Source organism: Paenibacillus nanchangensis (assembly GCF_046543445.1).
Classification (GTDB): Bacteria; Bacillota; Bacilli; order Paenibacillales; family Paenibacillaceae; genus Paenibacillus_AQ; species Paenibacillus_AQ nanchangensis.
Map to the genome: position 1 here is coordinate 168,592 of NZ_JBHOFD010000005.1, position 24,445 is coordinate 193,036.

Consider the following 24,445-nt stretch of genomic DNA (forward strand, 5'->3'; position numbering starts at 1 on the left):
ATAATTTGCTCCCTGACCGGCCGGCTTTGTGTTTATGCTATATCCTTATGCGAACCTTCGCGTACAGTAGTGCTGATGAAAGTCCTGGCCAGCGTACGCGCTGGCTCTGTTATCTGCGGTCCTGAGGTCCGCCGACAAACGCCTGCTCGTCGGTGTCCAGGTTATAAGCGGTATGCAGCGCACGGATGACGGTCTGCAGGTTGCCGGAGTCGATCACACACGATACCTTAATTTCCGACGTGCTGACCATCTTGATGCTTACGCCCTGCTCGGAGATCACTTCGAACATCTGCGCAGCCACACCCGGATGGCTGACCATGCCTGCGCCAACAATCGATACCTTGACCAGGTTATCCTCGGAGGTGACTTCACGGTAAGGCAGTTCACCGCGGATCTGCTCGATCACCTGCTTGGCGCGGTCCAGATCTTCCAGCGATACGGTAAAGGAGAAGTCCGCTTCTCCGTTCATCACACCGCTTTGTACGATAATATCGACATTGACGCTTTCATCGGCCAGCTTGCCGAATACCTGGGCTAACACACCTGGAATATCGGCTACGCCCAAAATGCTGATCCGCGCCACGTTCTTATCGTACGCGATCCCGCTTACCACTACGCCCTGCTCCATGCTTGCCTCCTCCTTCACTACCGTTCCTTCATTATGGTTAAAGCTCGACCGGACCACCAGCTTGACTTGATACTGTTTGGCGTACTCCACCGCGCGCGGATGCAGCACGGCTGCGCCCAGATTGGCCAGCTCGAGCATTTCGTCGTACGAGATCGCCTGCAGCTTGCGGGCGCATTTCACAATCCGGGGATCTGTGGAGTAGATACCGTCCACGTCCGTATAAATTTCGCAGACATCGGCTTTGATGGCTGCAGCCAGCGCTACGGCCGTCGTATCCGACCCGCCGCGGCCCAGCGTGGTAATCTCTCCGTCGATCGTCATGCCTTGGAAACCGGCGACAATCACAATGCTGTCCCGTTCGAGTGCTTCGAGCACACGGCGGGGTACAATTTCGGTAATGCGGGCGCGTCCATGCACCTCATCTGTGCGGAAGCCCGCCTGCCAGCCGGTGTAAGACACGGCCGTGCGGCCGATCGCATGCAGCGCCACAGAAAGCATCGCAATGGAGATTTGTTCTCCGGTTGTCATCAGCATATCCATTTCCCGCGCGGGCGGGGAGGCGTTCAGCTGCTTCGCCTGGTCGATCAGATCGTCCGTCGTATCCCCCATCGCCGAGACGACCACGACGCAGCGGTGACCTTCATCCTGCTTGTCGGCAATGCGTCTGGCTACACGCTGCATCCGCTCGATATCCCCAACGGAGCTGCCTCCAAATTTCATGACATAAAGTGACAAAGCCTCATTCACTCCCAACTTCAGTCTATGTAGTCTATTTTCGGTTTCCCGCTTTAAACAAGTATAATACGAAATGCGGGATTGCGCTAAAGTTTTATTTTGGACGGTAAAAGAACCGCCCGGTAATTTCTGCTCCGGGCGGTTCCGCCGCATTAATAGGAATGAATTTTTACACCAAGGCACAAGTTCTATGTCTAGACATGAGTTCTACGCCGCCATCTTCCGGCATGCCTCCGCGCAGGCGTAGCAGGCGTCCGCACATTCTTTGCAGTGCGCGGCTTCATGTTTGGCGCATTCGTCGCCGCAGGCTTGGCACATATCTGCGCAGGCGCGGCAAATGTCCTTGGCATAGGCCGCGCCAATCTGCATGGTCTTGGCCGCGAACTCGCACAGCTCCGCACATTCGCGGTCCAGCCGGATACAATCCCGCATCATCTCCAAATGCTCCTCCTCCAGGCAGGCGCGGTAACACAAATTACATGCGGTCATACATCGCAGGCATGCCTCAATGCAGGCCTGCATTTCAGGAGTAAGGGCGGCGGACAAGGACTTAGTGTTCGAATGAGAATGGTTCATGTGAAACTCTCCTTTCGACTCTAATGTTGGTATTCCCCTTATCCATATACCCCCTCACCGTATATTGCAAACCTTTTTACGCGTTTGTTCCCCGGATGTTCACTTCTTCAACACTCAAATATACAGCAAAAAGGCTTGTCCGCCCGCAGGAGTTACTGCGGCGGACAAGCCTGATTTCTTCCGGCACGTTATGGTGCCGATCGCTGTTAATCCTTACGCGCGGGAGATGTATTTGCCTTCCCGCGTGTCGATCAGCAGCACGTCGTTTTCGTTGATGAACAGCGGAACCTGAACGTTAAGGCCGGTTTCCAGCTTCGCGTTTTTCGTTGCGCCCTGCGCGGTGTTGCCTTTTACGCCCGGCTCGGTTTCTACAACCTTCAGCTCCACGCTTGTCGGCAGGTTGATGCCGAGAATTTCGCCCTGATAGCTGACGATGTTCACCGTCATGTTTTCTCTCAGGAAGTTCAGTTCCCATTCCAGCTGATCCTGGTCAAGGCTGAACTGGTCATAGGTCTCATTGTCCATGAACACATGCTCTTGTCCGCTTGCATACAGATACTGTACGCCGCGGTTTTCGATTTGGGCGCGTCCAATGTTCTCGCCTGCGCGGAACGTGCGCTCGGTTGTGTTGCCGTTGCGGAGATTCTTCAGCTTGGTGCGAACGAATGCCGCGCCTTTACCTGGTTTTACGTGCTGGAATTCGATAACCGTAAAGATATCGCCTTCCACCTCTACGGTCAAGCCTGTTTTCAAATCGTTAACTGAAATCAATGCAAATCCCTCCTGGATCGATAGTTCGACGGGCGGCCCGTTCACCGGTCGCCGAAGCGAGAGCCTATGAGAACATTTAACCTTCCCGGCTATAAATGATGCAAAATGCTTTAGAAGGGCCGGCAAAAATTCCGGCCCTCATAAAACAGAATTACAGTACCGTGTACTCCTTCGACGAATGCGTCAGAAGAGAAATGCCGTTCTCCGTGATAACAACGTCGTCCTCAATCCGCACGCCGCCGATACCCGGCAAATAAATCCCCGGCTCCACCGTAATCACCATGCCCGGCTGCATTACATCGCCGCTAAGCCTGGATACGCGCGGCTCCTCATGCACTTCCATGCCAAGGCCGTGGCCCAGGCTGTGGCCGAAGTATTCGCCGTAACCGTAGCGGGTGATGATATCCCGCGCCAGCGCGTCGCATTCGCGTCCGGTCATTCCCGGCTTGATGTTCTCCAGCGAATAGAGCTGGGCTTCAAGCACAATGTCGTAAATTTCCTTCAGCTTCGGATTCGGCTGTCCAAGCGCAATTGTACGCGTCAGATCGGAGCAGTACCCGTCGAGAAGCGCCCCGAAGTCGAAGGTTACAAATTCGTTCCCCTGGATCACGCGGCTGCTTGCTACGCCGTGCGGCAGCGCCGACCGTTCTCCCGATGCGACAATCGTATCGAAAGACGACCCGGTCGCCCCATGGCTCCGCATGTAAAACTCCATTTCGAGGTTGACGTCCTGCTCGGTCATTCCCGGTTTGATCACATTCAGAATGTGACGGAATGTCGCATCCGCAAGCTCGCCCGCGCGGCGCATTGTTTTCAGTTCTTCTTCGCTCTTGAACTTCCGCAAATCCTCGACTGCGCCGGATACCGGCACCAGTTCGGCGGATTTCAGGGCTTCCGCATAAGCGGCATGCGCGCTGAACGTAACGTGATCCTGTTCAAAACCGACACGCGCATTTCCCTTCGGAAGCAGTTCTTGTACCGTTTCGATAAACTTGGGTCCGTGCTGGACGACGGTCCATCCGGCCGCCTGCTCGGAAGCCTGTTCCATATACCGGAAATCGGTTAAAAAATATTGGTTGTCCATTGTCAGCAGGACATACCCCGACGAGCCGGTAAAACCGGTCAGGTAACGGCGGTTGATATCGCTGGTCACCAGCAACGCATCCAGTCCGTTGTCCTGCAGTACGCCGCGCAGCTTGTTCACGCGATCGCTCATATCCATTTCCCCTCTCGAAAATAGCCACATGCTATTTTAACACAACGCTATCGCCCTTGAGAAGCACCCCGGCATTCCAAGTACGCGCATCCGCCAAAAAGAACGGCCGCTTTTTTGCTTGCATGAATCCTTGCGTGAATCCTTGCATGAATCCTTGCGTGATTCCTCGCACGAATCCTCACACGGAATTAATGCTGTGCCCCCATTCCCTTGACGAGGAATCGCTTATGCCATTTTCATCTGACGGTCCCGCTTTCGCTCGTCCGTATATTCGAACGCCGTCGTATATCCGATAAACATTCCCCACAGCAAAAATACGCAAAAATCCGTGACGGCGGAATCCCAGTCCAGTTTGAACGGCGGGAGCAGCAAAAACAGGCGTGAACAAGCCAAATAAAGCACGGACCACCACAACACGCCATACACCAAGCCCGGCAGCGGCCCTTTCAGCCTCCGGAACAGCAGCGCATACAGCAGCGCCGACAGGATGGAAAACACGATAAAAAACAGATAACCCGTTAAATGGCCTTCCGCTTTTACCAAAAAGTCATGCTTGAAAAACGGCTCTGCCAAAAAACCGGGCACCACCTTTGTAAATTTCAGACTGTACAAGATCCAGCGGACCCCGCCCCAAATCAGACCTGCAAAAAATCCGAGCTCCAGAGCGAATAAGACCACATTGGTATTCCGCTTCGGCTGGTATTTGTTCGACATTGTTGTCTCAGCGCCTCTCTTCGATAGGGTCTCTTACTGCCGCAACATCTTCCATATGTGTAGTATGCGCAGCGGAGGCTGAATCTAACTGGTAAACCGTTCAAAAATTCGTTACAATGAAAATAGCAATCAATAATTTAACAATACGGGAAGGTGAAAGGGTTGTCCCAAAATACTCCCAGTTACGGCGGCCAGGCTGTCATCGAGGGCGTGATGTTCGGCGGCAAGCATATCAACGTAACAGCCGTACGGCGGAAGAATCAGGAAATCACATTTTTGGAGGTTCCCCGGAGCGACAAGACTTGGGTGCGGAAGCTGCGCAAGGTTCCCCTGCTTCGCGGCCTCGTAAGCATTATAGATGCAAGCGCCAAAGGCTCGAAGCACTTGAATTACTCGGCGGAAGCTTACGCGGAAGACGAGCTGGAGCCCGAAGAACGCGCCAAGCTGGCGCAGGACGGCGGCAAGAAGAAAGAGGAAGGCTGGAGCCTGGGCATGATGCTGGGCGTCGCGGTGATGGGGATTTTGTCTTTTTTATTCGGCAAAGTAGTCTTCACACTAGTACCGGTCTTCGTTGAGAACTTCTTATTTAAGAATGTATTCGATCATTATATTGCGCATAATCTGGTGGAAGGCGTAATCAAGCTCATACTGCTGCTTGTCTATTTATGGGCCATCTCGCAGACCCCCGTCATCAAACGCCTGTTCCAGTACCACGGCGCGGAGCACAAAGTTATCAGCGCATTTGAAGCCGGCGAGGAATTGACGGTCCGCAACGTGCAGAAGTACAGCCGCCTGCACTACCGCTGCGGCAGCAGTTTTATGATGCTGACAGTTGTGCTTGGGGTTATTATTTATTCTCTTGTCCCTTGGGATACTCTATGGGAACGCGTCATTCAGCGGCTGGTGCTGCTGCCGGTGGTTATCGGCGTTTCGTTTGAAGTTCTGAAGGGCACAAATGCCGTCAAAGAAGTTCCGGTGCTGCGTTATCTTGGTTATCCCGGACTTTGGCTGCAGCTCCTGACGACCAAAGAACCTAACGACGAGCAGGTCGAAGTGTCGATCGCTTCGTTCAATCGGATGCGTGAACTGGATGCGCAGATTGAAGCAAGCGGTTATGTAGAACAGCCTGTGAACGGTATTCTCGATCCTGTAAAGGGGTGAAGAGCTTATGGTTAAACAGCGCCTGATCCTTGGGATCGCGCTTTTGCTGGGAGCGGTCGGATTATTCAGCGTGATTGCAAAAGACGGCTTTTGGTCACCTCAAGGACTTGCTGTTCCGGTTATCCTGATTGCAGTTGTGTTTTTACTGTATAAATTTCCGCCCCGCAAGTTTGCGGCCCGCATCGGCCGGGGAACGCCTAAGATCAAGCCTTCGCGCAAGACGCAGGCCAAGGTGAGCGGAATACGCAAGAGCCAGAGCACGCCGGCCAAGTCCCGCAAGCAGTACCCGTTCCAGGTCATTGAAGGCAGCAAAGGCAAAAATGACGATGAACAGCTTCCGAAATATCATTAGCCTCAAAGTTCGGCCTCCGCTCCCGCAAGGGATGCGGAGGTTTTTTTATAAGACGGAGTCCGGTTATCCCCGCCAATTTGCAAAAAAGTGCTCGCCCGCCTCATACCCCGCTGCATACAGCGCCTCCCCCAGCTCCGGCGGCAGCTCGAATTGGGTGGTCCCGACACCCAGCGACGGGATTTTGACCGTACGTTTGAATTTTTCCCGCTCGATATAACGTTCATCATGCGCCGACAGCATCGTCCCTACGAGAGCTGACAGCATACTGAAAGGACCCGTAATCCGGTGCGGCTCCGGTTTTGCCCGGCCGATCAGCTGGAACCCCACGGTCGGTATCACTCGTTGCCCCGTTACGGCCGGTTTTTCTTCTTGCTCAAACAGCCAAAGCGGAAAGTTGCTCAGCAGCCCCCCGTCCACAATGTAGACGAATTGGTCGGCAAACCGCCTGCCGCGCGCCGCCTCGCCATTCAGCCGGATCACGGCCGGATCAAAAAAATACGGGATACTGCAGCTCATCCGTACCGCTTTTGCCACCTGAAACCGATCCGGTTCCAGTCCATACCGCTTCAGATCGTCGGGGAGAACCAGCAGCCGCCCGTTCGTAATGTCGGAGGCAATGATGCGCAGGCTGCCCCGCGGAAGGTCCCCAAATTTGACAATTCCTTTTTTGCCCAACCATTCGCGAATCCATTGTTCCAGCGCGTCACCCGAGTACAGCCCTTTTTTAATTAACACGCGTAGTGCCGGCCCGACATAACGGGTATTGTAAATGGGCGCCCGCTGCAAAAAGGAGGAAAAAGACGTATGCCGGATGATATCCGCCATCTCCGTGCCCGTATAGCCAGCCGCCAGAAGTGAAGCAACAATGGAACCGGAGGAGGTTCCGGCCACCTTCACAAACCGCCTGCCTGCCTGCTCCGCCGCCCGTACCGCACCAGCCAGCGCAATCCCTTTGATCCCGCCGCCTTCAAATACCGCGTTGATTTCCATAACAAACAACCCCCGCACCCATAGATTTACTGCTTATCTATGAGCGCGGGGGCGGATTCATGCCACAGGGACAACCTACTGCTTATAATAAAAAGTTAACAGTCCGGCCAGATTGCCCGGGTTGCGGACGGTCAGGTCGGCTGCGCGGAACATGATGCTGCCTTCCACTTCGGGATATTTTTCATTATATTTGAGCTGATTGATAATCTGCTCCCCGCTCTGCCATTCCGCAGACTGTTTGACGTCGCCAACCTTGTAGGCGCCCTGCCCGATATAAAGCTTCACGCCGCTGCCCTTGACTTCTTTAACCCACCAATCTACGAGCTTGTCGTAACGTGCCTGGGAAAAAGACAAACTCCAATACACCTGCGGCGCAATATAGTCGATCCACTGCTCCGATATCCAGGTGCGCGTATCCGCGTACATGCTGTCATATGCCGTAACCCCGGCCGCCGTATCCGAACCGGTCGAATCCGTCTTGACGTTACGCCATACCCCAAAAGGGCTGATGCCATAGCTGACTTTAGGTTTCGCGCTATGCACCGCCCCCCCTAAATCCTTGACAAAACGGTTGATGTTATCCCGCCGCCAGTCCGCTTTGGAGGCGATTCCCGACGGATTGTAGGTCCGGAACGCGTTGTCGTCGGCAAATGTCACGTTTGAAGGGTAAAAATAATCGTCCAGATGCACACCGTCCACATCATAGCCGTTTACGACTTCCATCACCGTGTCGATGATATGCTGGCGGGCTTCCGGGACGCCAGGGTTAAGATACAGCTTGCCTTCCGCGTTTACCGTCCACTCCGGATGGGCCACGGCGACATGGTTGGCCGCAAGGCCTGTCGTCTTGCCGTCCAGCGTCGCCCGGAACGGGTTAAACCAGGCGTGGAACTGCATGCCGCGTTTATGAGCCGCATCGACCATGTAGGCGAGCGGATCATAGCCTGGGTCCTTGCCCTGCGTGCCGGTCAGCACCTTAGACCACGGGACGATCCGGGATGGATACAGGCTGTCGCCGGATGGGCGGACCTGCACAAAAACCGCATTAAAGCCGATCGCTTTCAGTTTGTCCAGCAGGCTGTCGAACTCGGCTTTTTGTTTTGCCGCGTTGCCTGCCGATCCGGTCGACGGCCAGTCCAAATTGTAGACTGTGGAAATCCAGACGCCCTTCATGGGTTTCGCTGTTGTTTGACCCGGAGCCGGCACTGACGGTATGGAAGGCGCCGAAGGCGCAGGTACCGTTGGAGAGGGCACCGTTGGAGCTGGCACCGTCGGAGCGGGCACCGATGGCACGCTGGGCTGATCCGGGACCGGAACTTCAGGGCCTACAGCGGTGGTACTGAGGGAAATATGCTGTGCAGCCTGGTTCCAGTCGACCAGCAGGCCAAGATTTTCACTGACAAAACGGATGGGGACCATAACCCTGCCCTGCCGCACCTGCACAGAGCTGTCCAATGCTACGTTTTTTCCGTCCACCTGTGCGTTACCGGCTCCGCTTTTCAGCTTCAGCACCGTGCCGTTTTGTGTAATTGTCGCCGTTTTGGCGCCTTGATCCCAGGAGACCGAAGCACCCAGTCCTTTACTGATGACGCCGGCTGGAACCATCGTTACATTTTTTGCGGTCAAATAAGGCGACACGTCGCTTTCCAATGTCTGCCCGTCCAAATCAATCGTAATCGTCTTCGGCGCCGCCGAGGCGCCCGGAGCGGCCAGCATCAAACACATTATCATCGCCAGCATCCCCGTCAACCATTGTCTTGCTTTCATTTTCGTCCTCCCCGGGTGAATTCATAACCTACTGTTAGGACGAAAAAAATGGCAAAAGGTTGCGCCGGGATAAGATATCATTTTCCCCATAAAATAAAAAAACCCCGTCAGCCGGGGTGTTGGCACGTTGTATTGGACGCATGCCGCTGTCCGCGTTCACTTCTGGTTTCACGCGTCGCCCTGCATGTCCTCGTGCACTTGGGATAGAGCGCGCACGCGCTCTTCGTCGCGGCGGAAATACTCCACCAGCGTTTCGATCCGGGTAATGGAATCCCAGCTCAGGTGATGTTCGATGCCTTCGACATCCTTGTAAATGTTCTCCTCGCGTACGCCGATCAGGGTCAGGAACTCTTCCAGCAGCTGATGGCGGTCGACGAGCCGTTTTCCCATTTTCTTCCCTTTGGTGGTCAGGACAAGCCCGCGATATTTCTCATAAATCAGATATTCGTCCTTGTCCAGTTTTTGGATCATTTTAGTCACGGAAGAGGGGTGCACTTCCAATCCCTCGGCGATGTCCGAGACCCGCGCATATCCTTTCTCGTCGATGAGCTTATATATGCGCTCCAAATAATCCTCCATGCTGGGTGTTGGCATCAACTTTACCTCTTTTCTTATATTCAACCTGGCGTCTACCCTGATCCTTGCGGCTGCGGAATAGATGCGGATGTCATAAAAAAACAAACCGTCCACTTACCGAAAGCCCAGTTCGCTGAGGTGGGGACCGCCAGTAACCTTGTCTATTCATGATACATGTTTCGTCCATTCGTTGGCAAGTCTTTGGCCCTTACGGCATGTGGAACCCTGCCCTACATTCCCAGACTGGCCCGCTCTCCGATCCGGCACACTATACTATCCGGATGCCGACCGGATATCCGTACGAAAAAAGAAAAGACATTTCCAAGGAGGAGGAGGTAACCCGATGGGCACAATCGCTCCCTCAAGGCCAAAAAACGCACCAAGAAGCACCGGCTTGTTCGTTCCGGAGCTGGTCTATTTTGAGCCAGCTGCGCTGGACTATCCAAAGGGCGCCCGGATTATGGAATGGGTCAAGTCCCAAGGTCTGCCTTACCGGATGACAACCTCGCATAACCGCATTACGAATTTGCCCGGCGACAGCGAGCTGGAACAGTACAAAATCGCCAAACGGACATTAGTCGTCGGTGTGCGCAAGACGCTGAAATTCGACCAGTCCAAACCTTCGGCCGACTATGCGATTCCGATCGCCACCGGCTGTATGGGACACTGCCATTACTGCTACCTGCAGACGACGCTTGGCGCAAAGCCTTACATCAGGGTGTACGTCAATACCGGTGAGATTCTGGATGCGGCCAAACAATATATCGACGAAAAAGCGCCAGACATCACGACATTCGAAGCGGCGTGTACCTCCGACCCGCTGGGCCTGGAGCACATAACCGGCTCGCTCGCCGAACTGATCACCTTTATGGCGGAGCAGCCGCTGGGCCGGCTGCGCTTTGTGACCAAATACCAGCATGTCGATCCGCTCCTGAACCTTCAGCACAACGGCCACACCCGCATCCGGTTCAGTGTCAACGCCGATTATGTCATCCGCAATTTCGAGCCGGCCACCGCCAGGTTTGAGGAACGGATTGAAGCGGCGGGTAAGGTCGCGCGGGCCGGTTATCCGTTAGGCTTTATTATTGCTCCTATCATCTGGCATGACGGCTGGGAAAAAGGTTATGCAGAGCTGCTGCGTAAGCTCTCCGACGCCCTTCCCGCCGGTACCGGCAGCGGGTTGACCTTCGAAATGATCCAGCACCGCTTCACGAAGACCGCAAAAGCGGTCATCGAAAAACGTTATCCGAAGACAAAGCTGGAAATGGACATCGAAAAACGCAAAAAAAAATGGGGCCGCTGGGGGCAAAACAAATATGTATACCCCGATGAACAGCAAACCGCCCTGCGCGAGTTCATCACAGAGCGGATTTTTGAGCATTTTCCCGAAGCGGGTATCGATTATTTCACATAAAAAACGCCATCTTCTACTTTAAAAAATCATCCATTCCGGCGTAATCTGCTGCAGCCATACCGTAATCCGGAACATCTGGTCGGTAAACAGCAGCAGCCCCATTGCCACCATCAGCGCGCCGCCAATCTTCATCAGCATCCCGGAGTACTTGAGCAGCTTCCGCGCCCCGCCTAAAAAGAAGGAAAGGGCAAAAAACGGCAGTGCAAACCCGATGCTGTAGGCGGTAATCAATGCAAACCAGGTGCCTGGTTCGGTGGCGCTCAGCGCGATAATCGCCGTCAAAATGGGTCCGATGCAGGGCGACCATCCGGCGGAGAACCCGATCCCGAAGATGAATGAGCCGGCGTATCCCGCCGGCTTCCATTTGAGTCCCAGCTTGCGTTCCTTCAGCAGAAACTGCGGCTGAAACAGTCCCAGCAGAAACAACCCCATCACGATAATCAGGATGGCCGACAGCTGTCGGATCAAATCGCGTCTAGCCGTAAAAAACTCTCCGAACAAGCCGGCCCCATAACCCAGCGTGTAAAACACCGCCGAAAAACCCAAAATAAATGCCAGCGTATGGGTAAGCGTCCGGAAGCGCACCTCGCCCCGGTTTCCTCCCGCCTTCAGCTGCTGCACCGACAATCCGGTAATATAGGACAAATAAGAAGGGTACAGCGGCAGACAGCAGGGGGAAATGAAAGATGCAAGCCCCGCAGCAAAAGCAAGCCCCACGTTGATATTCGCCAAGACTTCCTCTCCTTTACTTCTCAGGCTGTAAGTCAAGGTTTGAAGAATCCGCTATAAGACGCGGCGGTTCCGATTCTGTCTTCCCCCGGGCTTCACCGGTAGGGGCAAACCATGGTGATGCATATGCAACCTTCTCGGCCCCATTGTCCGGCAGGTTAGACCGTCAACCCTCTTTTGCCGACCAGAGTCAGGCCTAGCAGGAAAATCAGCAGCAGCACAATCGTTGCCCCAGGCGCCAGATTCCAGACGCCGGCGATGACCAGCCCGGCCACGACCGCAATTTCCGCGACGACAACGGACAAAATAACCGAGGTCTTGAAGCTGCGGGCCAGCAGCAGGCTGATTGCGACCGGTATCGTAAGCAGGGCGGAAACCAGCAGGGAGCCAACGATTTTGATGGCGCTGCTGATGACCAGAGCCGTCAGCACGGTGATCAGCATATTAAGCACCTTCACCGGCAGTCCGCTCACGCTGGCTGCGTCTTCTTCAAACGTTAGCAGGAAAAACTCCTTAAAGAACAGCAGGACTACAGTCACAACCATAACGGTCACGACGCCGACAACAATCAGATCGGTCCGGTCCAGGGTGTAGATGCTGCCGAACAAATAACTCATGACATCCGCGTTGTATCCCATCCCCAATGTAAAAAACAAGGACGCCAGCGCAACTCCGCCAGACATAATAATGGCGATCGATAGCTCGGCATAGGTCTTATACGCTTTACGCAGCTTCTCGATTGCAAACGAAGCCAGCACTGCCAGAATGAGACCAGCTCCAATCGGGTAAAATCCGGTCAGAAACCCAAACGCCACCCCGGCAATTGTAACATGCGCCAGCGTGTCGCCAATCATCGACAGACGCCGGAGCACAAGAAAAACGCCCATAAGCGGCGCCGTAATGCCAATCAGCAGGCCGCCCGCAAGCGCCCGCTGAAAGAAATCGCTGAACAATATTTCCACGCTAAGAATCTCCTATCAGGTGAGAGTGTGCTGCAGATCGCTTTCGGCGCAGTTCTGCACGTCATGCGAATGCCGCACATAAAAGTTGATTTTGCCGTTCTGCTGAACCGGTTCTTGGCCCAAGTAATTGCGGATCATCTCGATGTCATGCGACACCATCAGGAAGGTCATATGATGATGGGCATGCATATGAGTGATCAAGTCAAAAAATCCAGCCTGTGTTTCGGCGTCGATTCCAACCGTCGGCTCGTCCAGAATAAGCAGGTCCGGATGGTTGATCAGCGCCCGTGCCAGGAACACCCGCTGCTGCTGTCCGCCCGACAGCTGGCCGACCCGTTTGCCCGCAATTTCCTGAATGCGCATAACCTCCAGCGCGTCTTCGCATTTGCGCTGATGCGCCCGGGATACCCGGCGGATCAAGTTTTTGTTATTAAATAGGCCCGAGAGCACCACTTCCCGCACCGTTGCCGGGAACAGCGGGTTAAAGGCATTTTTTTGCGGAACATAACCGATCCGCTCCCAATCCTTGAAACGCCGGACCGGCTCGCCGAACAGACGGATGTCGCCGTCCGCCGCGGGCAGCAGGCCTACGATCATCTTCAGCAGCGTTGTTTTGCCCGCACCGTTCGAGCCGATAATGCCGACAAAATCGCGTTCCCGCACCGTAAGGCTTAAATCTGTAATTACCTTCTGGGTGCCATAGGAGAAGGACAGCCCTTTAATATCTATAATATGCTGGTGACAATCCAGGGATTCCGGCATCATCCGGGCGTCCCCCTTTCTTTCGCTCTTTCCCTTCTATTGTAAGGCCAGAATCAGATTTTGCAAATTTTTCTCCATCAGCGTGAAGTAGTTGTCCCCGTTTTTCTCCTGCTCCTTGGTGAGACCTTCCACCGGGTTTAACACCAGCGTATCGACGCCTGCTTCCTCCGCCAACGTCTTGGCCAAACGATCCGACACCAGTTCCTCGAAGAAAATGTACCGGATGCCTTCCTCCTTCACCATCGCCGCCAGGTTCACCAGGTCTTGTCCGCGCGGCTCCGCGTCCGGCGACAACCCCATAATCGCATGCTGGGTCAAACCGTAGTCGCGGGCCAGGTAACCAAACGCTTGATGGGACACGACAATTTCTTTGCCCGGCAGCTTGGACAGCTCGGACTGAAATTTAGCGTCAAGCGCCTTCAGCCGGCCGGACAGCTCCTGGTAACGCTGCTCATAACCGTCTTTGTGAGCAGGATCGGCTTCCACCAGACTGTTTTTGATGTTCTCGGCCATCACTATTGCCGATTTGGGGCTGACCCAGGTGTGCGGGTCTGTGTGCAGCGAACTGCTGGCAGCGGGCTCCTCCGCCGCATGGTCGGTATCCGTATGCTCTTCCGCCGCATGGTCGGCATCTGTATGCTCTTCAGCCGCATGGTCAGCGTCCGTGTGCTCCTCAGCCGCATGGTCGGCGTCCGTATGCTCCTCTGCCGCGTGATCAGCATCGGCGCCCCCATGATTATGTCCATCATCCTCGCCGGTCAGGATCAGGTCGATGCCTTTGCTGATTTCAACCGCCTGCACTTTGGAGTCGCCGTCAAGCCCCTTCAGGAAGCCCGGCACCCAGCCTTCCAGTCCGGCTCCATTATAAAAAAACAACTGAGCCTTGGACGTATTTACGATATCCTGGCTGCGCGGCGTCCAGTCATGCGGTTCTACGCCAGCCGGGAGCAGGTTGATCACATTTGCGTCTTCGCCGCCAATTTCTTTGGTGAATTCATAAATCGGATAGAAGGTGGTAATCACATTAACCTTGCCTTCCTGTATGCTTCCTCCGCCGCCGGTTCCGCAGCCCGACACCAGCAGAACGGTGATCAGGGCCGGCAGCCCCCAGCCTTTTATCCATCTACGCCAAGACTTCATTGGTTATATTCGCTCCTTAAATCGTAAAGTTTACATTAGGGATTATAATAGTAATCCTTACGATAAGTCAACTCCGCGGCACAATTCAGCCTAACAAACCAGAGATCATGAGATAAACCAACCGTTCTAACCTTTGTATGAAACTCCCATTGTCATTAACAAAAGCAAACAACCGGACCATACGTGGAAGACTCCTTCCGCCGCAAAATCCGGTTGTTATTATTGCTTTTAAGAAGCCGTCGCAGGACAGCCACGCCCGTTCCTGGGACAGCCGCACGTTCCCGTGACAGCCGTACCCGTCCCCCTGCCTGCTACTTCACAATTGCGCCGTTGGGCATGTTCTCCGGCACGGTCGCCAGTGTCAGCTGGTCGCCCATGGAAGCGGCCAAAATCATTCCCTGCGACAGCTCGCCGCGCAGCTTCACTGGCTTCAGGTTCACGACGCAGATCACTTTGCGTCCTACCAGGTCTTCGGGCGTGTAAAACTTGGCGATGCCCGAGACAACCTGCCGCTGCTCATACCCGAGATCCAGCTGCAGCTTCAGCAGCTTGTCGGCTTTTTTCACCGGTTCGGCTGCAATAACCTGTGCTACCCGCAGCTCCACCTTGGCAAAATCGTCAATCCCGATTTCTTCCTTGGCCGGCGCTTCCTGAGCCTGAACGGCTGATTCGGCCGCTGCCGGCTTGGCAGCTTCGCCCGCGGTCTCTTCGGCTGCTTTGCCGCCGCCCATTGCTTGAGCGATATAGGCTACCTCCTGCTCCACATCAAGACGCGGAAAAATCGGATTGCCTTTCACCAGCTTCGTGCCGGCCGGAATCAATCCGAAGGTGCGGCCGCTATCCCACTCCGTCAGCTCGCCCGGCTGGATGCCCAGCTGCTCCCAAATGAGCGACGGAGCTTTGGTGAGGAACGGCTGCAGCAAAATCGACGCGGTGCGCAGTCCTTCCGCCAGGTGGCGCATTACGGACGCCAGTTCTGCTTTCCGTGCTTCGTCTTTTGCCAGCACCCAAGGCTGGGTCTCGTCAATGTATTTGTTCGTCCGGCTGATAAACTGCCCGATCGCGGTCAGCGCGACGGAGAACTCCATTTTTTCCATCGCTTCTTCGACCTTCGTGTACACAGTTTGGGCAGCTGTTTTCAGCTGGCTGTCAAACGGCGTGACGTCTCCTTCATAAGCAGGCAGCTCGCCGCCAAAATATTTTTCAATCATTGCGACCGTACGGTTCAGCAGGTTCCCCAGATCGTTTGCGAGATCATAGTTGATCCGGTCGACAAAGCTCTCCGGCGTAAAAGTTCCGTCTGAGCCAAAAGGAACCTCACGCAGCAGGTAATAGCGGAGCGCGTCCAGACCATAACGGTCGATCAGCGTCACCGGGTCAACAACATTGCCTTTGGATTTGGACATCTTGCCGTCCTTCATCAGCAGCCAGCCGTGGGCAAACACTTTTTTGGGCAGCGGCTCGCCAAGCGCCATCAAAATGATCGGCCAATAAATGGTGTGGAACCGGACGATCTCTTTTCCGACAATGTGCACATCCGCCGGCCAAAACTTGTTGTACAGCGAAGGATCCTCAGAGCCGTAACCAAGCGCCGTGATATAGTTCGTCAGCGCATCGATCCAGACATAAACGACATGCTTCGGATCGCCTTTCACCTTTACGCCCCAGTCGAACGTCGTCCGCGAGACCGCGAGATCTTCGAGGCCCGGTTTGATGAAGTTGTTCAGCATCTCATTTTTGCGGGATTCCGGTAAAATAAACTCCGGGTTCTCCTCGTAATATTTCACCAGCCGGTCGGCGTATTTGCTCATCCGGAAAAAGTAGCTTTCTTCCTTCACCAATTCAACGGGATGGCCGCTGTCCGGGCTTTTTGCGCTGACAATTTCGCCTTTGACATTGCATTCCACATCAACAAGCTGTGTTTCCGTATAAAAGGTTTCATCGGGAATACTGTACCAGCCTTCGTATTCGCCTTTGTAAATGTCGCCCTGCTGCAGCAGCCGGTCAAAAATCTCCTGTACCACCTGCTTGTGCCGTTCCTCTGTCGTGCGGATAAAATCGTCGTTCGATATATCCAGCTTCCGCCACAGCTCCTGAATGCCGACGACAATATCGTCCACGAACTGCTGCGGGGTTTTGCCCGCTTCTTTGGCCTTGCGTTCGATTTTTTGGCCATGCTCGTCCGTTCCTGTCAAATAACGCACTTCATAGCCGCGGAGCCGCTTGTACCGGGCCATCGCATCGCCAGCCACCGTGGAATACGCATGCCCGATGTGCAGCTTGTCGCTCGGGTAATAAATCGGGGTTGTCAAATAAAACGTCTTGTTTTCGCTCACTGCTAACTCATCCTCTCTAGATTTGAGACGGGGAGCTTCTCCCCTTCTTCCGGTAACCATTTCATCAGGGCATACGCCAAAAAAAGCCCCCGCCCCAATATTGGGGCGGGAGCTCCAGCTCTCGCGTTACCACCCAAGTTCCCTTTGTCCTCACGGGCAAAGGCTTGATCAGTTCCCGCATCATGCGGGGAACTGTCCATTAACGCTGGATCACGCCGCGGCCTTACGCTGCAGGGCTAGTAGCCTGCGTGCTCGGCGGCGGTTCCTCCGGGACCATATTCAGCCTTACGTCCAGACCGGTTTGCAGCTGCCCCGGCTCTCTGTGCTGTTCGTTGGAAGGCTTACTCATCCGTTCTTCGGAAATATAACGTATTAGTGCAAATATAACCAAAGCGTCTCCCGCTTGTCAAGTCGGCTTCGGGGTGCCTCCTTCGGAGGGCTGCTTCCGTGGAGGGGGGACAGGGTCAAGCCCGCCGGGATGGAACGGCTGGCAGCGGGCGATCCGCCGCGCGGCCAGCCAGGAGCCATAAAGCGCACCGTGCACCTCAATCGCCTCCAGCGCATATGCGGAGCACGTTGGATAAAAGCGGCAGGTCGCCGGCTTCAGCGGCGAAATGAACTTGCGGTAAAAACGGATGGGCGCCTGTACCGCTGAGCGCGACACCTTCATCAGGACCGTCCCGCCTTGCCTGCAGCCGCTGGACCGCCCGTCCCTTCTCTGCTCTCCTCGCAGTCCTTACAATACCCGAATACTTCAAATTTATGTTTCACGACGCGAAACGCATCAGGTGCCTCAGTCATATTCATCGGACAAAAGGATATCGGGTAGGTCTTTTCGCATTGCAGACAGATCATATGATGATGATGGTGATGCTGGCTGCAGCTGACTTTGAATTTGACCCCGTCTTCAAACACAATCTGCTCCAGCACACCCAGCTCCTCCATTACCCGCAGGTTGCGGTATACGGTATCAAAGCTTAGTCCGCTGTACGTCCGGCACATGTGACTATATACGTCCTTGGCGGTCAAATAGCCGGGATTGTCGCCGAACAGCTTGGCAAGCGTCTTGCGTTGATCGGTAATTCGCAGTCCCTGACCCGACATGACGTCCAGGATTTGCTCTGTAGACAGCATTCGCTCATCTCCTAGAATCGTAAATTCGGATACGATGATTCCTCTATTAATAATGCCCCAAATCCGGGACCGAAGTCAACGCGGCAAGCAAAAGGGCGGGCACCGTCGTCCGGCGCCCGCCCTTTCATGCGATTATGAATTATTTTTTTGCAGGCAGCGGCTGGATCAGGAAGTTGACCGGCAGGTTGCTGCCCGAAGCCGCGGTGAACATAATTTCAACCGGGCCTTCAAACTCGCCGGACCGGAAGACAACGCTGTTCTGGTTCGACGTCTTGAGCGAGCCGACATTTGGCATGCCCACGACAGCGCCGTTCACCCAGACAGGGCCCATGTAATTGCCGCCGCGCGGGTTGAAAGTAATCAACGTATTTGGTGCGACGCGTTCCAGACGGATTTTGTACAGAACGCCGAAGTTGCCGGCATTGGACGCTTCCGTTCCGGCCATCGGATCGAAGCCGACCAGGTTCGGGTCATCCGCATTCGAACCCAGTACCAGACGGACTGGAGCCGTTCCGACGACGTCGTTCACTTGGATCAGACGGTTCGCATCATTGTAAGTCCCCCGGTTATGCACGCCGTCACGGTCAAGTACAGGCAGCGTGGGCAGCGTGGCGATCGGGTCTTTGGTCGAATCAATAACGATTACGTTGTAATCAACATTATAATCGCTTGTCAGGTCGGCAGTTAAAGAAATAACCTGCTGCGGCTTCAGCACCGCGTTGCTCATATCGGTCAAAATCGGGACGGTCTGTCCTGGCTGCAAGGTGATCTCGCTATATTTTTCTCCTGTTACCATAGAATTGAAATAACGTAACAATGATTGCTGGCCAGTTGCTTCCGCATAAGGGCTTGGTCCGGCAAATCCCGAGAAATTGGTTGTGATTTTGACTGGGTTCATATTATTATTGGTAGCCAAAACGTAAATCTTTTTGTTGGTCGCCGTATTATTTACATGGTGGACAAGGAATCGAGTCATTCCCATAGCCGATTCACGGTAAACAACGCCTTCTTGGTTCACTTTTTCCGGACTGTTTGCGCGGATCAGGCGAACCGGCTCGGAGGACGTATTGTAAGTCAGCTTGTTCCATGCCGGCACCTGCCCGCCGTCGAAATCAAAGCTGTCACCGATCGGCGTAAACAGCTTATAGAAATCCGCTTCGTTGTAGAGCTGCTCGCTTGTAATGTTGATGGTTTTCTCAAACGTACTTGTATGTCCATGGCCGTCGGAAACCTTGAGCTGAATGTTTACAGGACCCGGATTAAAGAAGGCCAGTGCGCGGTTTGTCCATTCATAGGTAAGCTTGTCGCCGTCGGGATCGGAGCTTTGGTCCGTCAAGGTAATCAGCTCGCCCATTTTGTATTCATCCTTGTCGGTCATAAAGCTCGCCACAGGCGGCTGGTTCGGTTGTTTGACTTCAATGGTGACGGAGAAGGGATCACTCCACTGTCCATTTGTATCCTGCACCCGGTAAGTAATGGTATAAAAGCCCGGTTGATCGTAAATTTCCTGGCGTCCTACCCACTCTTCGTTGGCAAGTTGGGTTCCGGACGGCAGGGTGTTGTTCGTGACATAGTTAACAATCGTCTGGCCTGCGTAAATATCACCGGATGGAATCGAAAACGAAGCTTTTGGCTTGCTATTTTCACCCAGTGTCATAATAATGCGTTTGTTAATGTTGTCGACCGAATATTTAATCCCCAGAGCTTGGGTAATCGAAGTTAACGGAACCATAAAAGTATTCTTAAATTGGTATGCAGGCCCTTTCATCGTTGTGGGCACACCGTTAACCGTGTAGATCTTGCTGTCCGTCTTGAAACGGAGTTCTTTACCGTCTTTCATGATAATGGTTTCTTTGGTCTGGTAGTCGTATCTGAATTGAAGTCCGACGCGCTCCACCATCGCACGAATCGCGACATAAGATACGCCGTTCTTGACCGCCATCGGTTGGCCGGCCAGATATTCTTTGCCGTTCATGTACATCTTGTTGCTGTTATACAGCAAAATCAGCTGATTCGGTCCAGCTTGGATAGCAGGCTGACCTGCAGGCTGAGAGGCCGGCTGAAGGGCCGGAGACTGGGTCTGCGCCGGAGCCATCGTACCGTCTGTTGGCAGCGGCGTAGCATTAGGATCAAATGTGCCGTCCGTAGGGACTGGCGTAGCGGACGGAACACCGGTTACCTCGCCAGGAATAGCTGTTGGGACTGGTGTAGCGGTATTTTGCTGGCCAGTGACTTGACCAGGTATTGCTGTTGCGCCGGGCGCCGCCGGCGAAGGGGTAGCTTCCGTCGAAGCGGATGGTAGTGTACTTGCGCTTGGCGCCGGGGATACCGCGGGGGCAACCGGATCAGCGAAGACCGGGACGGCCGAGACCGCTTGGGTCACCGCCAGCGCGGCAACTAATGTAAGGCGTTTGAGATTCATCGTATGACTCCTTCTGCTCCATAATGAGATCTGGTCTGTTTACACAAAACATACTATTAGACGCGCCAAGCATTAAAAAGTTTCAGAATTGTTAAGGAAAAGATAAGGACAATTTTAAAACGTTTCCCTGTACCTATTTTCCCCTCATAAACAAAAACCAAGTGAACCACATCATTCCTCAACTGACCCTCCTTTTTGCCCAGCACGCACGAATTGCCTGTTTTTATCCCTTGGCAGAACCTGCACGTCTCCCGGCCGCATACGCTTGAAGCAATCGGGGGATGTTACGGTAAAGGTCCTCCGGGCCGATCATTACTTAAACGGGAGGCGTATGAATCATGAATCATCCTAAACCTGACAATCGCAGCGACAATGTAAAACATCTGCAAAAAAACATCCACAACACCATTGAAAACTACCGGGAAGCACAGGATTATTTGAGTGAGCATGCCGATGAAATCACCGGTGCGGAAAAAAGCCAAATCGAAGCTAAAAACGAACGCCGCCTGGACAGCATCCGCGGCTTCCGGGAAGAAGTAAAAGATGAGGCGGCGTTCCAGCGCGAACAGCAGTAGTTGATAAGCACGTACAATAGTAGTTGATAAGCACGTACAGCAGTAATTGTTAAGCAGCTCTTTAAGCCTAAAACGCGCCAAGACGTTTACACTTGGGACCTGAAGCATCGCCGCACCAAAAACGGGATTCCGCTCTGGAATCCCGTTACTGATATATTTCCTATATTTTTAGCAGCCTACTGACCAATTAAAGATTCTGGCGCTTACACCAAAGCCGTCTGCTGACGTCCTTCTTCAATCAGCCGGTAGGCGCGCTGTACTTCTTTGTCCGTCGGGGAAGGAACGCCTTCCAGCTCATACGGTCTGCCGAGCATTTCCCATTTGTAAATCCCCATCTGGTGGTACGGCAAAATCTCAAATTTTTCGACCCCGTTCAGAGTGCCGATGTACCGCCCAAGGTTCAATAAATCTTCTTCCCGGTCATGGATTCCCGGTACATAAACGTGGCGGATCCACATTTTGCGTCCATGATCCGACAACCAGCGGGCGAGCTTCAAGGTACGTTCGTTTGATTTACCGGTCAGCTTGATATGTGCCTCATCATCAATATGCTTGAGATCCAGCAGCACAAGATCGGTTACATTCAGCAGATCAACGATTTTGTCTCCTTCATTGTATCCGTTGCTGTCCAAGGTTGTATGCAGGTTCCAGCGTTGTTTGACCTCTGTGAACAGCTGCTTTACGAAGTGTGCCTGAAGGGTTGGCTCGCCGCCGGATACCGTGAGTCCGCCGCCGGAAGAACGATAATAGTTCAAATAAGGTTCAATTTCGTTCAGCACTTCCTCAACGGTCATCTCTTTGCCTTCGTCGAGTGCCCAAGTATCGGGGTTGTGGCAGTATTGGCATTTCAGCAGGCAGCCCTGCATAAAGAGCACAAAACGGATACCGGGCCCGTCAACGGTACCGAAGGTTTCCAAGGAGTGAATGCGGCCTTTTATCATATGAGGTCATCCTTTCGCTATCGGTCTGAACTTCAGACACTCAAGATCCACGGCCGCTGTTCCGTCCGGCCCGATCTTCCGAAATTTAAAATTTTAACAATCCGAGTACAAGGATTTACCGCCCCAAGGTTCAGGGCGGTAATCCCCTTGATACACTATTTAAGTCGTTTAGGCGACTATATTACATTTGACCATGGAACGTACGGTTAATTACGTCCAGCTGTTGTTCGCGAGTCAGCTTGATGAAGTTAACAGCATAACCCGATACGCGGATGGTCAGCTGCGGATAGTTCTCCGGATGCTCCATCGCGTCCATCAGTTGTTCGCGGTCAAATACGTTGACGTTCAGGTGATGGCCTTTGCTGCCAAAGTATCCGTCCAGCATGGAAACCAGGTTGCTCTTCCGTACTTCAGCTTCTTTACCCAGTGCTTTTGGTACGATCGAGAAGGTGTTGGAAATACCGTCCAGGCTGTCTTCGTACGGCAGTTTAGCCACAGAGCTCAGCGAAGCCAGCGCGCCTTTTTTGTCGCGTCCATGCATCGGGTTGGCACCAGGTGCAAACGGCTCGCCTTTTTTACGTCCGTCAGGCGTAGTACCGGTCTTCTTACCGTATACAACGTTGGAAGTAATCGTCAGGATCGATTGCGTCGGCAGTGCGTTACGGTATGCGTGATGCTTGCGGATCATTGTCATGAAAGATTCTACCAGGTCTACCGCAATGCTGTCGACAGCGTCGTCGTTGTTGCCGTAGCAAGGGAATTCGCCTTCGATTTCAAAATCAACGGCAATGCCTTCTTCGTTGCGGATCGGTTTAACTTTCGCATATTTAATCGCGCTCAGGGAGTCGGTGGCTACCGACAGGCCGGCGATACCGCAAGCCATTGTGCGCAGGATGTCACGGTCATGCAGAGCCATTTCGATACGTTCGTAGGAATATTTGTCATGCATGTAGTGAATCACGTTCAGCGTGTTCATGTACAGCTTAGCCAGCCATTCCATCATCGGTTTGAAGCGTTTCATTACTTCTTCGTAGTCCAGATATTCGGACGTGATGCGCGGATATTCCGGACCAACTTGAACGCCGGATTTCTCGTCCACACCGCCGTTGATAGCATACAGCAGCGCTTTAGCCAGGTTGGCGCGTGCGCCGAAGAATTGCATTTGTTTACCGATACGCATTGCGGATACGCAGCAGGCGATACCGTAGTCGTCGCCGTAGATCGGGCGCATCAGATCGTCGTTCTCATATTGAATGGAACTGGTTTCGATCGATACTTTGGCGCAATATTTTTTGAAGCCTTCAGGCAGTTGTTCCGACCACAGTACAGTCAAGTTTGGTTCCGGAGCCGGACCCAGGTTGTACAGCGTGTGCAGGAAGCGGAAGCTGTTTTTCGTAACGCGGGTTGTTCCGTTAACGGACATACCGCCGATGGATTCCGTTACCCAAGTCGGGTCTCCGCTGAACAGATCGTTGTAGTCCGGTGTACGCAGGAATTTAACGATCCGGAGCTTCATTACGAAATGGTCAACAAGCTCTTGCGCTTGTTCTTCTGTCAGCGTGCCTTCTTCAATGTCGCGTTGTACATAGATATCAAGGAAAGACGATACGCGTCCGAGGGACATTGCCGCACCGTTTTGTTCTTTGATTGCGGCCAGGTAGCCGAAGTATACCCATTGGAACGCTTCTTTGGCAGTGTTAGCCGGTTTCGAAATATCGAAGCCGTGCATTTCGGCCATTTGCTTCAGTTCATTAAGTGCGCGGATTTGTTCCGACAGTTCTTCGCGGAGACGAATCACGTCATCCACCATCGAATCCACTTCAAGGTTGATTAGATCTTGTTTCTTCTCTTTGATCAGGAAGTCTACGCCGTACAGCGCTACGCGGCGGTAGTCGCCGATAATGCGGCCGCGGCCGTAAGCGTCCGGAAGACCAGTGATGATGCCGGCTCTGCGCGCAGCTCTCATCTCGCTTGTATATGCATCAAATACGCCTTGGTTATGCGTTTTGCGGATATTCGTAAACATGTCGACGATGCCTTGAGGAAGCTCGAAGCCGTAAGCGTTACAAGCGTCGATCATCATCTTGATGCCGCCGAAAGGCTGAATGGAACGTCTGAACGGCGCGTCAGTTTGAACGCCTACCACTTGTTCCTTGTCTTTGTCGATATAGCCAGGTTTGTGGGAAACGATGGTGGATACCGTATTAACGTCCACATCCCACACGCCGCCTTTTTCTCTTTCTTCCTTGCTCAGCTGGGAGATGATCTTCCACAGCTCGTTCGTGTTGTTAGTAGGACCGACCAGGAACGATTCGTCGCCTTCGTACGGTTTGATGTTCTGTTCAATAAAATCGTTAACGTTAACTTTCTTGGACCATTTACCCTTCTTGAAGCCGCGCCATCCGGATTTCACATCTTGTACTTCTCTTTCAACCACCGACATTTAAAATCCCTCCATCTATATTTAGTAGAGAACGCGGGCTTGAAGGTTGATCCCGTGTCTCGCGATCCCAAGAGGCTGTTTGTTCAAATTTTCACAATTAG

22 protein-coding genes are annotated in these 24,445 nt (G+C 53.5%); 4 read left to right on the top strand and 18 right to left on the bottom strand.

The features are described from left to right. Positions 1 to 109: 109 nt before the first annotated feature. The 5 genes from ACE6ED_RS05535 to ACE6ED_RS05555 all read right to left on the bottom strand — a co-directional run bounded on the left by ACE6ED_RS05535 (position 110) and on the right by ACE6ED_RS05555 (position 4,640). A complete protein-coding gene (locus tag ACE6ED_RS05535; RefSeq protein ID WP_410826096.1) occupies positions 110 to 1,363 on the bottom strand; it encodes an aspartate kinase in 1,254 nt (417 codons plus the stop codon). A 207-nt stretch (positions 1,364 to 1,570) separates the two neighbouring features. Then, on the bottom strand, positions 1,571 to 1,939 hold the full coding sequence (locus ACE6ED_RS05540; RefSeq protein WP_410826097.1) for a four-helix bundle copper-binding protein: 369 nt from the start codon (positions 1,937 to 1,939) through the stop codon (positions 1,571 to 1,573). A 213-nt stretch (positions 1,940 to 2,152) separates the two neighbouring features. Next, positions 2,153 to 2,710: an elongation factor P gene (efp, locus tag ACE6ED_RS05545; protein WP_410826098.1), complete on the bottom strand. Its 558-nt coding sequence runs from the start codon at positions 2,708 to 2,710 to the stop codon at positions 2,153 to 2,155. 151 nt (positions 2,711 to 2,861) lie between these two features. After that, positions 2,862 to 3,926, bottom strand: a complete 1,065-nt coding sequence (locus tag ACE6ED_RS05550; RefSeq protein WP_410826099.1) for a M24 family metallopeptidase — start codon at positions 3,924 to 3,926, stop codon at positions 2,862 to 2,864. A 225-nt stretch (positions 3,927 to 4,151) separates the two neighbouring features. Next, on the bottom strand, positions 4,152 to 4,640 hold the full coding sequence (locus tag ACE6ED_RS05555) for a YqhR family membrane protein (protein WP_410826100.1): 489 nt from the start codon (positions 4,638 to 4,640) through the stop codon (positions 4,152 to 4,154). A gap of 213 nt (positions 4,641 to 4,853) precedes the next feature. Here ACE6ED_RS05555 and ACE6ED_RS05560 point away from each other — a divergent pair, with 213 nt between their 5' ends. Beyond that, positions 4,854 to 5,801, top strand: coding sequence for a DUF1385 domain-containing protein (locus tag ACE6ED_RS05560; RefSeq protein WP_410826153.1), 948 nt, complete (start codon positions 4,854 to 4,856; stop codon positions 5,799 to 5,801). Positions 5,802 to 5,808: 7 nt separating this feature from the next. Further along, a complete protein-coding gene (locus ACE6ED_RS05565; protein WP_410826101.1) occupies positions 5,809 to 6,153 on the top strand; it encodes a hypothetical protein in 345 nt (114 codons plus the stop codon). A gap of 63 nt (positions 6,154 to 6,216) precedes the next feature. Here the strand turns inward: ACE6ED_RS05565 and ACE6ED_RS05570 are convergent, their stop codons facing one another. The 3 genes from ACE6ED_RS05570 to mntR form a co-directional block, all read right to left on the bottom strand. Further along, positions 6,217 to 7,143, bottom strand: a complete 927-nt coding sequence (locus ACE6ED_RS05570; protein ID WP_410826102.1) for a patatin-like phospholipase family protein — start codon at positions 7,141 to 7,143, stop codon at positions 6,217 to 6,219. A gap of 75 nt (positions 7,144 to 7,218) precedes the next feature. Then, the gene (locus ACE6ED_RS05575; RefSeq protein ID WP_410826103.1) at positions 7,219 to 8,910 is read right to left on the bottom strand and encodes a family 10 glycosylhydrolase; all 1,692 of its coding nucleotides are present in this window, start codon (positions 8,908 to 8,910) and stop codon (positions 7,219 to 7,221) included. A gap of 168 nt (positions 8,911 to 9,078) precedes the next feature. After that, entirely contained in the window at positions 9,079 to 9,504 is a 426-nt protein-coding gene (gene mntR / locus ACE6ED_RS05580) for a transcriptional regulator MntR (protein WP_410826104.1), read from the bottom strand. 325 nt (positions 9,505 to 9,829) lie between these two features. Between mntR and splB the strand changes: the two genes are divergently transcribed. Then, positions 9,830 to 10,900, top strand: coding sequence for a spore photoproduct lyase (splB, locus tag ACE6ED_RS05585; protein WP_410826105.1), 1,071 nt, complete (start codon positions 9,830 to 9,832; stop codon positions 10,898 to 10,900). An 18-nt stretch (positions 10,901 to 10,918) separates the two neighbouring features. Here splB and ACE6ED_RS05590 read toward each other — a convergent pair whose 3' ends face one another. The 8 genes from ACE6ED_RS05590 to ACE6ED_RS05625 form a co-directional block, all read right to left on the bottom strand. Beyond that, positions 10,919 to 11,632, bottom strand: coding sequence for a cytochrome c biogenesis CcdA family protein (locus ACE6ED_RS05590; protein WP_410826106.1), 714 nt, complete (start codon positions 11,630 to 11,632; stop codon positions 10,919 to 10,921). Between the two features lie 155 nt (positions 11,633 to 11,787). Further along, entirely contained in the window at positions 11,788 to 12,591 is an 804-nt protein-coding gene (locus ACE6ED_RS05595) for a metal ABC transporter permease (RefSeq protein ID WP_410826107.1), read from the bottom strand. A 15-nt stretch (positions 12,592 to 12,606) separates the two neighbouring features. Then, entirely contained in the window at positions 12,607 to 13,356 is a 750-nt protein-coding gene (locus ACE6ED_RS05600; protein WP_410826108.1) for a metal ABC transporter ATP-binding protein, read from the bottom strand. Between the two features lie 33 nt (positions 13,357 to 13,389). Further along, positions 13,390 to 14,493, bottom strand: coding sequence for a metal ABC transporter solute-binding protein, Zn/Mn family (locus ACE6ED_RS05605; RefSeq protein WP_410826109.1), 1,104 nt, complete (start codon positions 14,491 to 14,493; stop codon positions 13,390 to 13,392). A 311-nt stretch (positions 14,494 to 14,804) separates the two neighbouring features. After that, positions 14,805 to 16,829 carry a methionine--tRNA ligase gene (gene metG, locus ACE6ED_RS05610; protein ID WP_410826110.1) on the bottom strand — a complete coding sequence of 675 codons (2,025 nt, stop codon included), beginning with the start codon at positions 16,827 to 16,829 and terminating at the stop codon, positions 14,805 to 14,807. Between the two features lie 406 nt (positions 16,830 to 17,235). Then, complete coding sequence (gene yidD / locus ACE6ED_RS05615; RefSeq protein ID WP_410826111.1) at positions 17,236 to 17,499, bottom strand: membrane protein insertion efficiency factor YidD; 264 nt, start codon at positions 17,497 to 17,499, stop codon at positions 17,236 to 17,238. Beyond that, positions 17,499 to 17,963 (bottom strand): Fur family transcriptional regulator, encoded by a 465-nt coding sequence (locus ACE6ED_RS05620; RefSeq protein WP_410826112.1) that lies wholly within the window; start codon positions 17,961 to 17,963, stop codon positions 17,499 to 17,501. The genes yidD and ACE6ED_RS05620 overlap by 1 nt, the downstream gene beginning before the upstream one ends. Before the next feature lie 139 nt (positions 17,964 to 18,102). Then, positions 18,103 to 20,385: a copper amine oxidase N-terminal domain-containing protein gene (locus ACE6ED_RS05625; RefSeq protein ID WP_410826113.1), complete on the bottom strand. Its 2,283-nt coding sequence runs from the start codon at positions 20,383 to 20,385 to the stop codon at positions 18,103 to 18,105. A gap of 338 nt (positions 20,386 to 20,723) precedes the next feature. Between ACE6ED_RS05625 and tlp the strand changes: the two genes are divergently transcribed. Beyond that, entirely contained in the window at positions 20,724 to 20,960 is a 237-nt protein-coding gene (gene tlp / locus ACE6ED_RS05630) for a small acid-soluble spore protein Tlp (RefSeq protein WP_410826114.1), read from the top strand. 203 nt (positions 20,961 to 21,163) lie between these two features. On the opposite strand, the gene pflA is transcribed toward tlp, so the two are convergent. Continuing rightward, a complete protein-coding gene (gene pflA / locus ACE6ED_RS05635; protein ID WP_410826115.1) occupies positions 21,164 to 21,901 on the bottom strand; it encodes a pyruvate formate-lyase-activating protein in 738 nt (245 codons plus the stop codon). Positions 21,902 to 22,082: 181 nt separating this feature from the next. Beyond that, the gene (pflB, locus tag ACE6ED_RS05640) at positions 22,083 to 24,344 is read right to left on the bottom strand and encodes a formate C-acetyltransferase (protein ID WP_410826116.1); all 2,262 of its coding nucleotides are present in this window, start codon (positions 24,342 to 24,344) and stop codon (positions 22,083 to 22,085) included. Positions 24,345 to 24,445 lie beyond the last annotated feature (101 nt).

Bases quoted from the DNA above. Each gene is read 5' to 3' on its own strand.
- ACE6ED_RS05600 (WP_410826108.1), bottom strand. From the start codon at position 13,356: ATGATGCCGGAATCCCTGGATTGTCACCAGCATATTATAGATATTAAA.
- ACE6ED_RS05540 (WP_410826097.1), bottom strand. From the start codon at position 1,939: ATGAACCATTCTCATTCGAACACTAAGTCCTTGTCCGCCGCCCTTACT.
- pflA (WP_410826115.1), bottom strand. From the start codon at position 21,901: ATGATAAAAGGCCGCATTCACTCCTTGGAAACCTTCGGTACCGTTGAC.
- ACE6ED_RS05605 (WP_410826109.1), bottom strand. From the start codon at position 14,493: ATGAAGTCTTGGCGTAGATGGATAAAAGGCTGGGGGCTGCCGGCCCTG.
- yidD (WP_410826111.1), bottom strand. From the start codon at position 17,499: ATGAAGGTGTCGCGCTCAGCGGTACAGGCGCCCATCCGTTTTTACCGC.
- ACE6ED_RS05560 (WP_410826153.1), top strand. From the start codon at position 4,854: ATGTTCGGCGGCAAGCATATCAACGTAACAGCCGTACGGCGGAAGAAT.
- splB (WP_410826105.1), top strand. From the start codon at position 9,830: ATGGGCACAATCGCTCCCTCAAGGCCAAAAAACGCACCAAGAAGCACC.
- pflB (WP_410826116.1), bottom strand. From the start codon at position 24,344: ATGTCGGTGGTTGAAAGAGAAGTACAAGATGTGAAATCCGGATGGCGC.
- tlp (WP_410826114.1), top strand. From the start codon at position 20,724: ATGAATCATCCTAAACCTGACAATCGCAGCGACAATGTAAAACATCTG.
- ACE6ED_RS05620 (WP_410826112.1), bottom strand. From the start codon at position 17,963: ATGCTGTCTACAGAGCAAATCCTGGACGTCATGTCGGGTCAGGGACTG.
- ACE6ED_RS05575 (WP_410826103.1), bottom strand. From the start codon at position 8,910: ATGAAAGCAAGACAATGGTTGACGGGGATGCTGGCGATGATAATGTGT.
- ACE6ED_RS05570 (WP_410826102.1), bottom strand. From the start codon at position 7,143: ATGGAAATCAACGCGGTATTTGAAGGCGGCGGGATCAAAGGGATTGCG.
- ACE6ED_RS05550 (WP_410826099.1), bottom strand. From the start codon at position 3,926: ATGAGCGATCGCGTGAACAAGCTGCGCGGCGTACTGCAGGACAACGGA.
- ACE6ED_RS05555 (WP_410826100.1), bottom strand. From the start codon at position 4,640: ATGTCGAACAAATACCAGCCGAAGCGGAATACCAATGTGGTCTTATTC.
- mntR (WP_410826104.1), bottom strand. From the start codon at position 9,504: ATGCCAACACCCAGCATGGAGGATTATTTGGAGCGCATATATAAGCTC.
- ACE6ED_RS05625 (WP_410826113.1), bottom strand. From the start codon at position 20,385: ATGAATCTCAAACGCCTTACATTAGTTGCCGCGCTGGCGGTGACCCAA.
- ACE6ED_RS05565 (WP_410826101.1), top strand. From the start codon at position 5,809: ATGGTTAAACAGCGCCTGATCCTTGGGATCGCGCTTTTGCTGGGAGCG.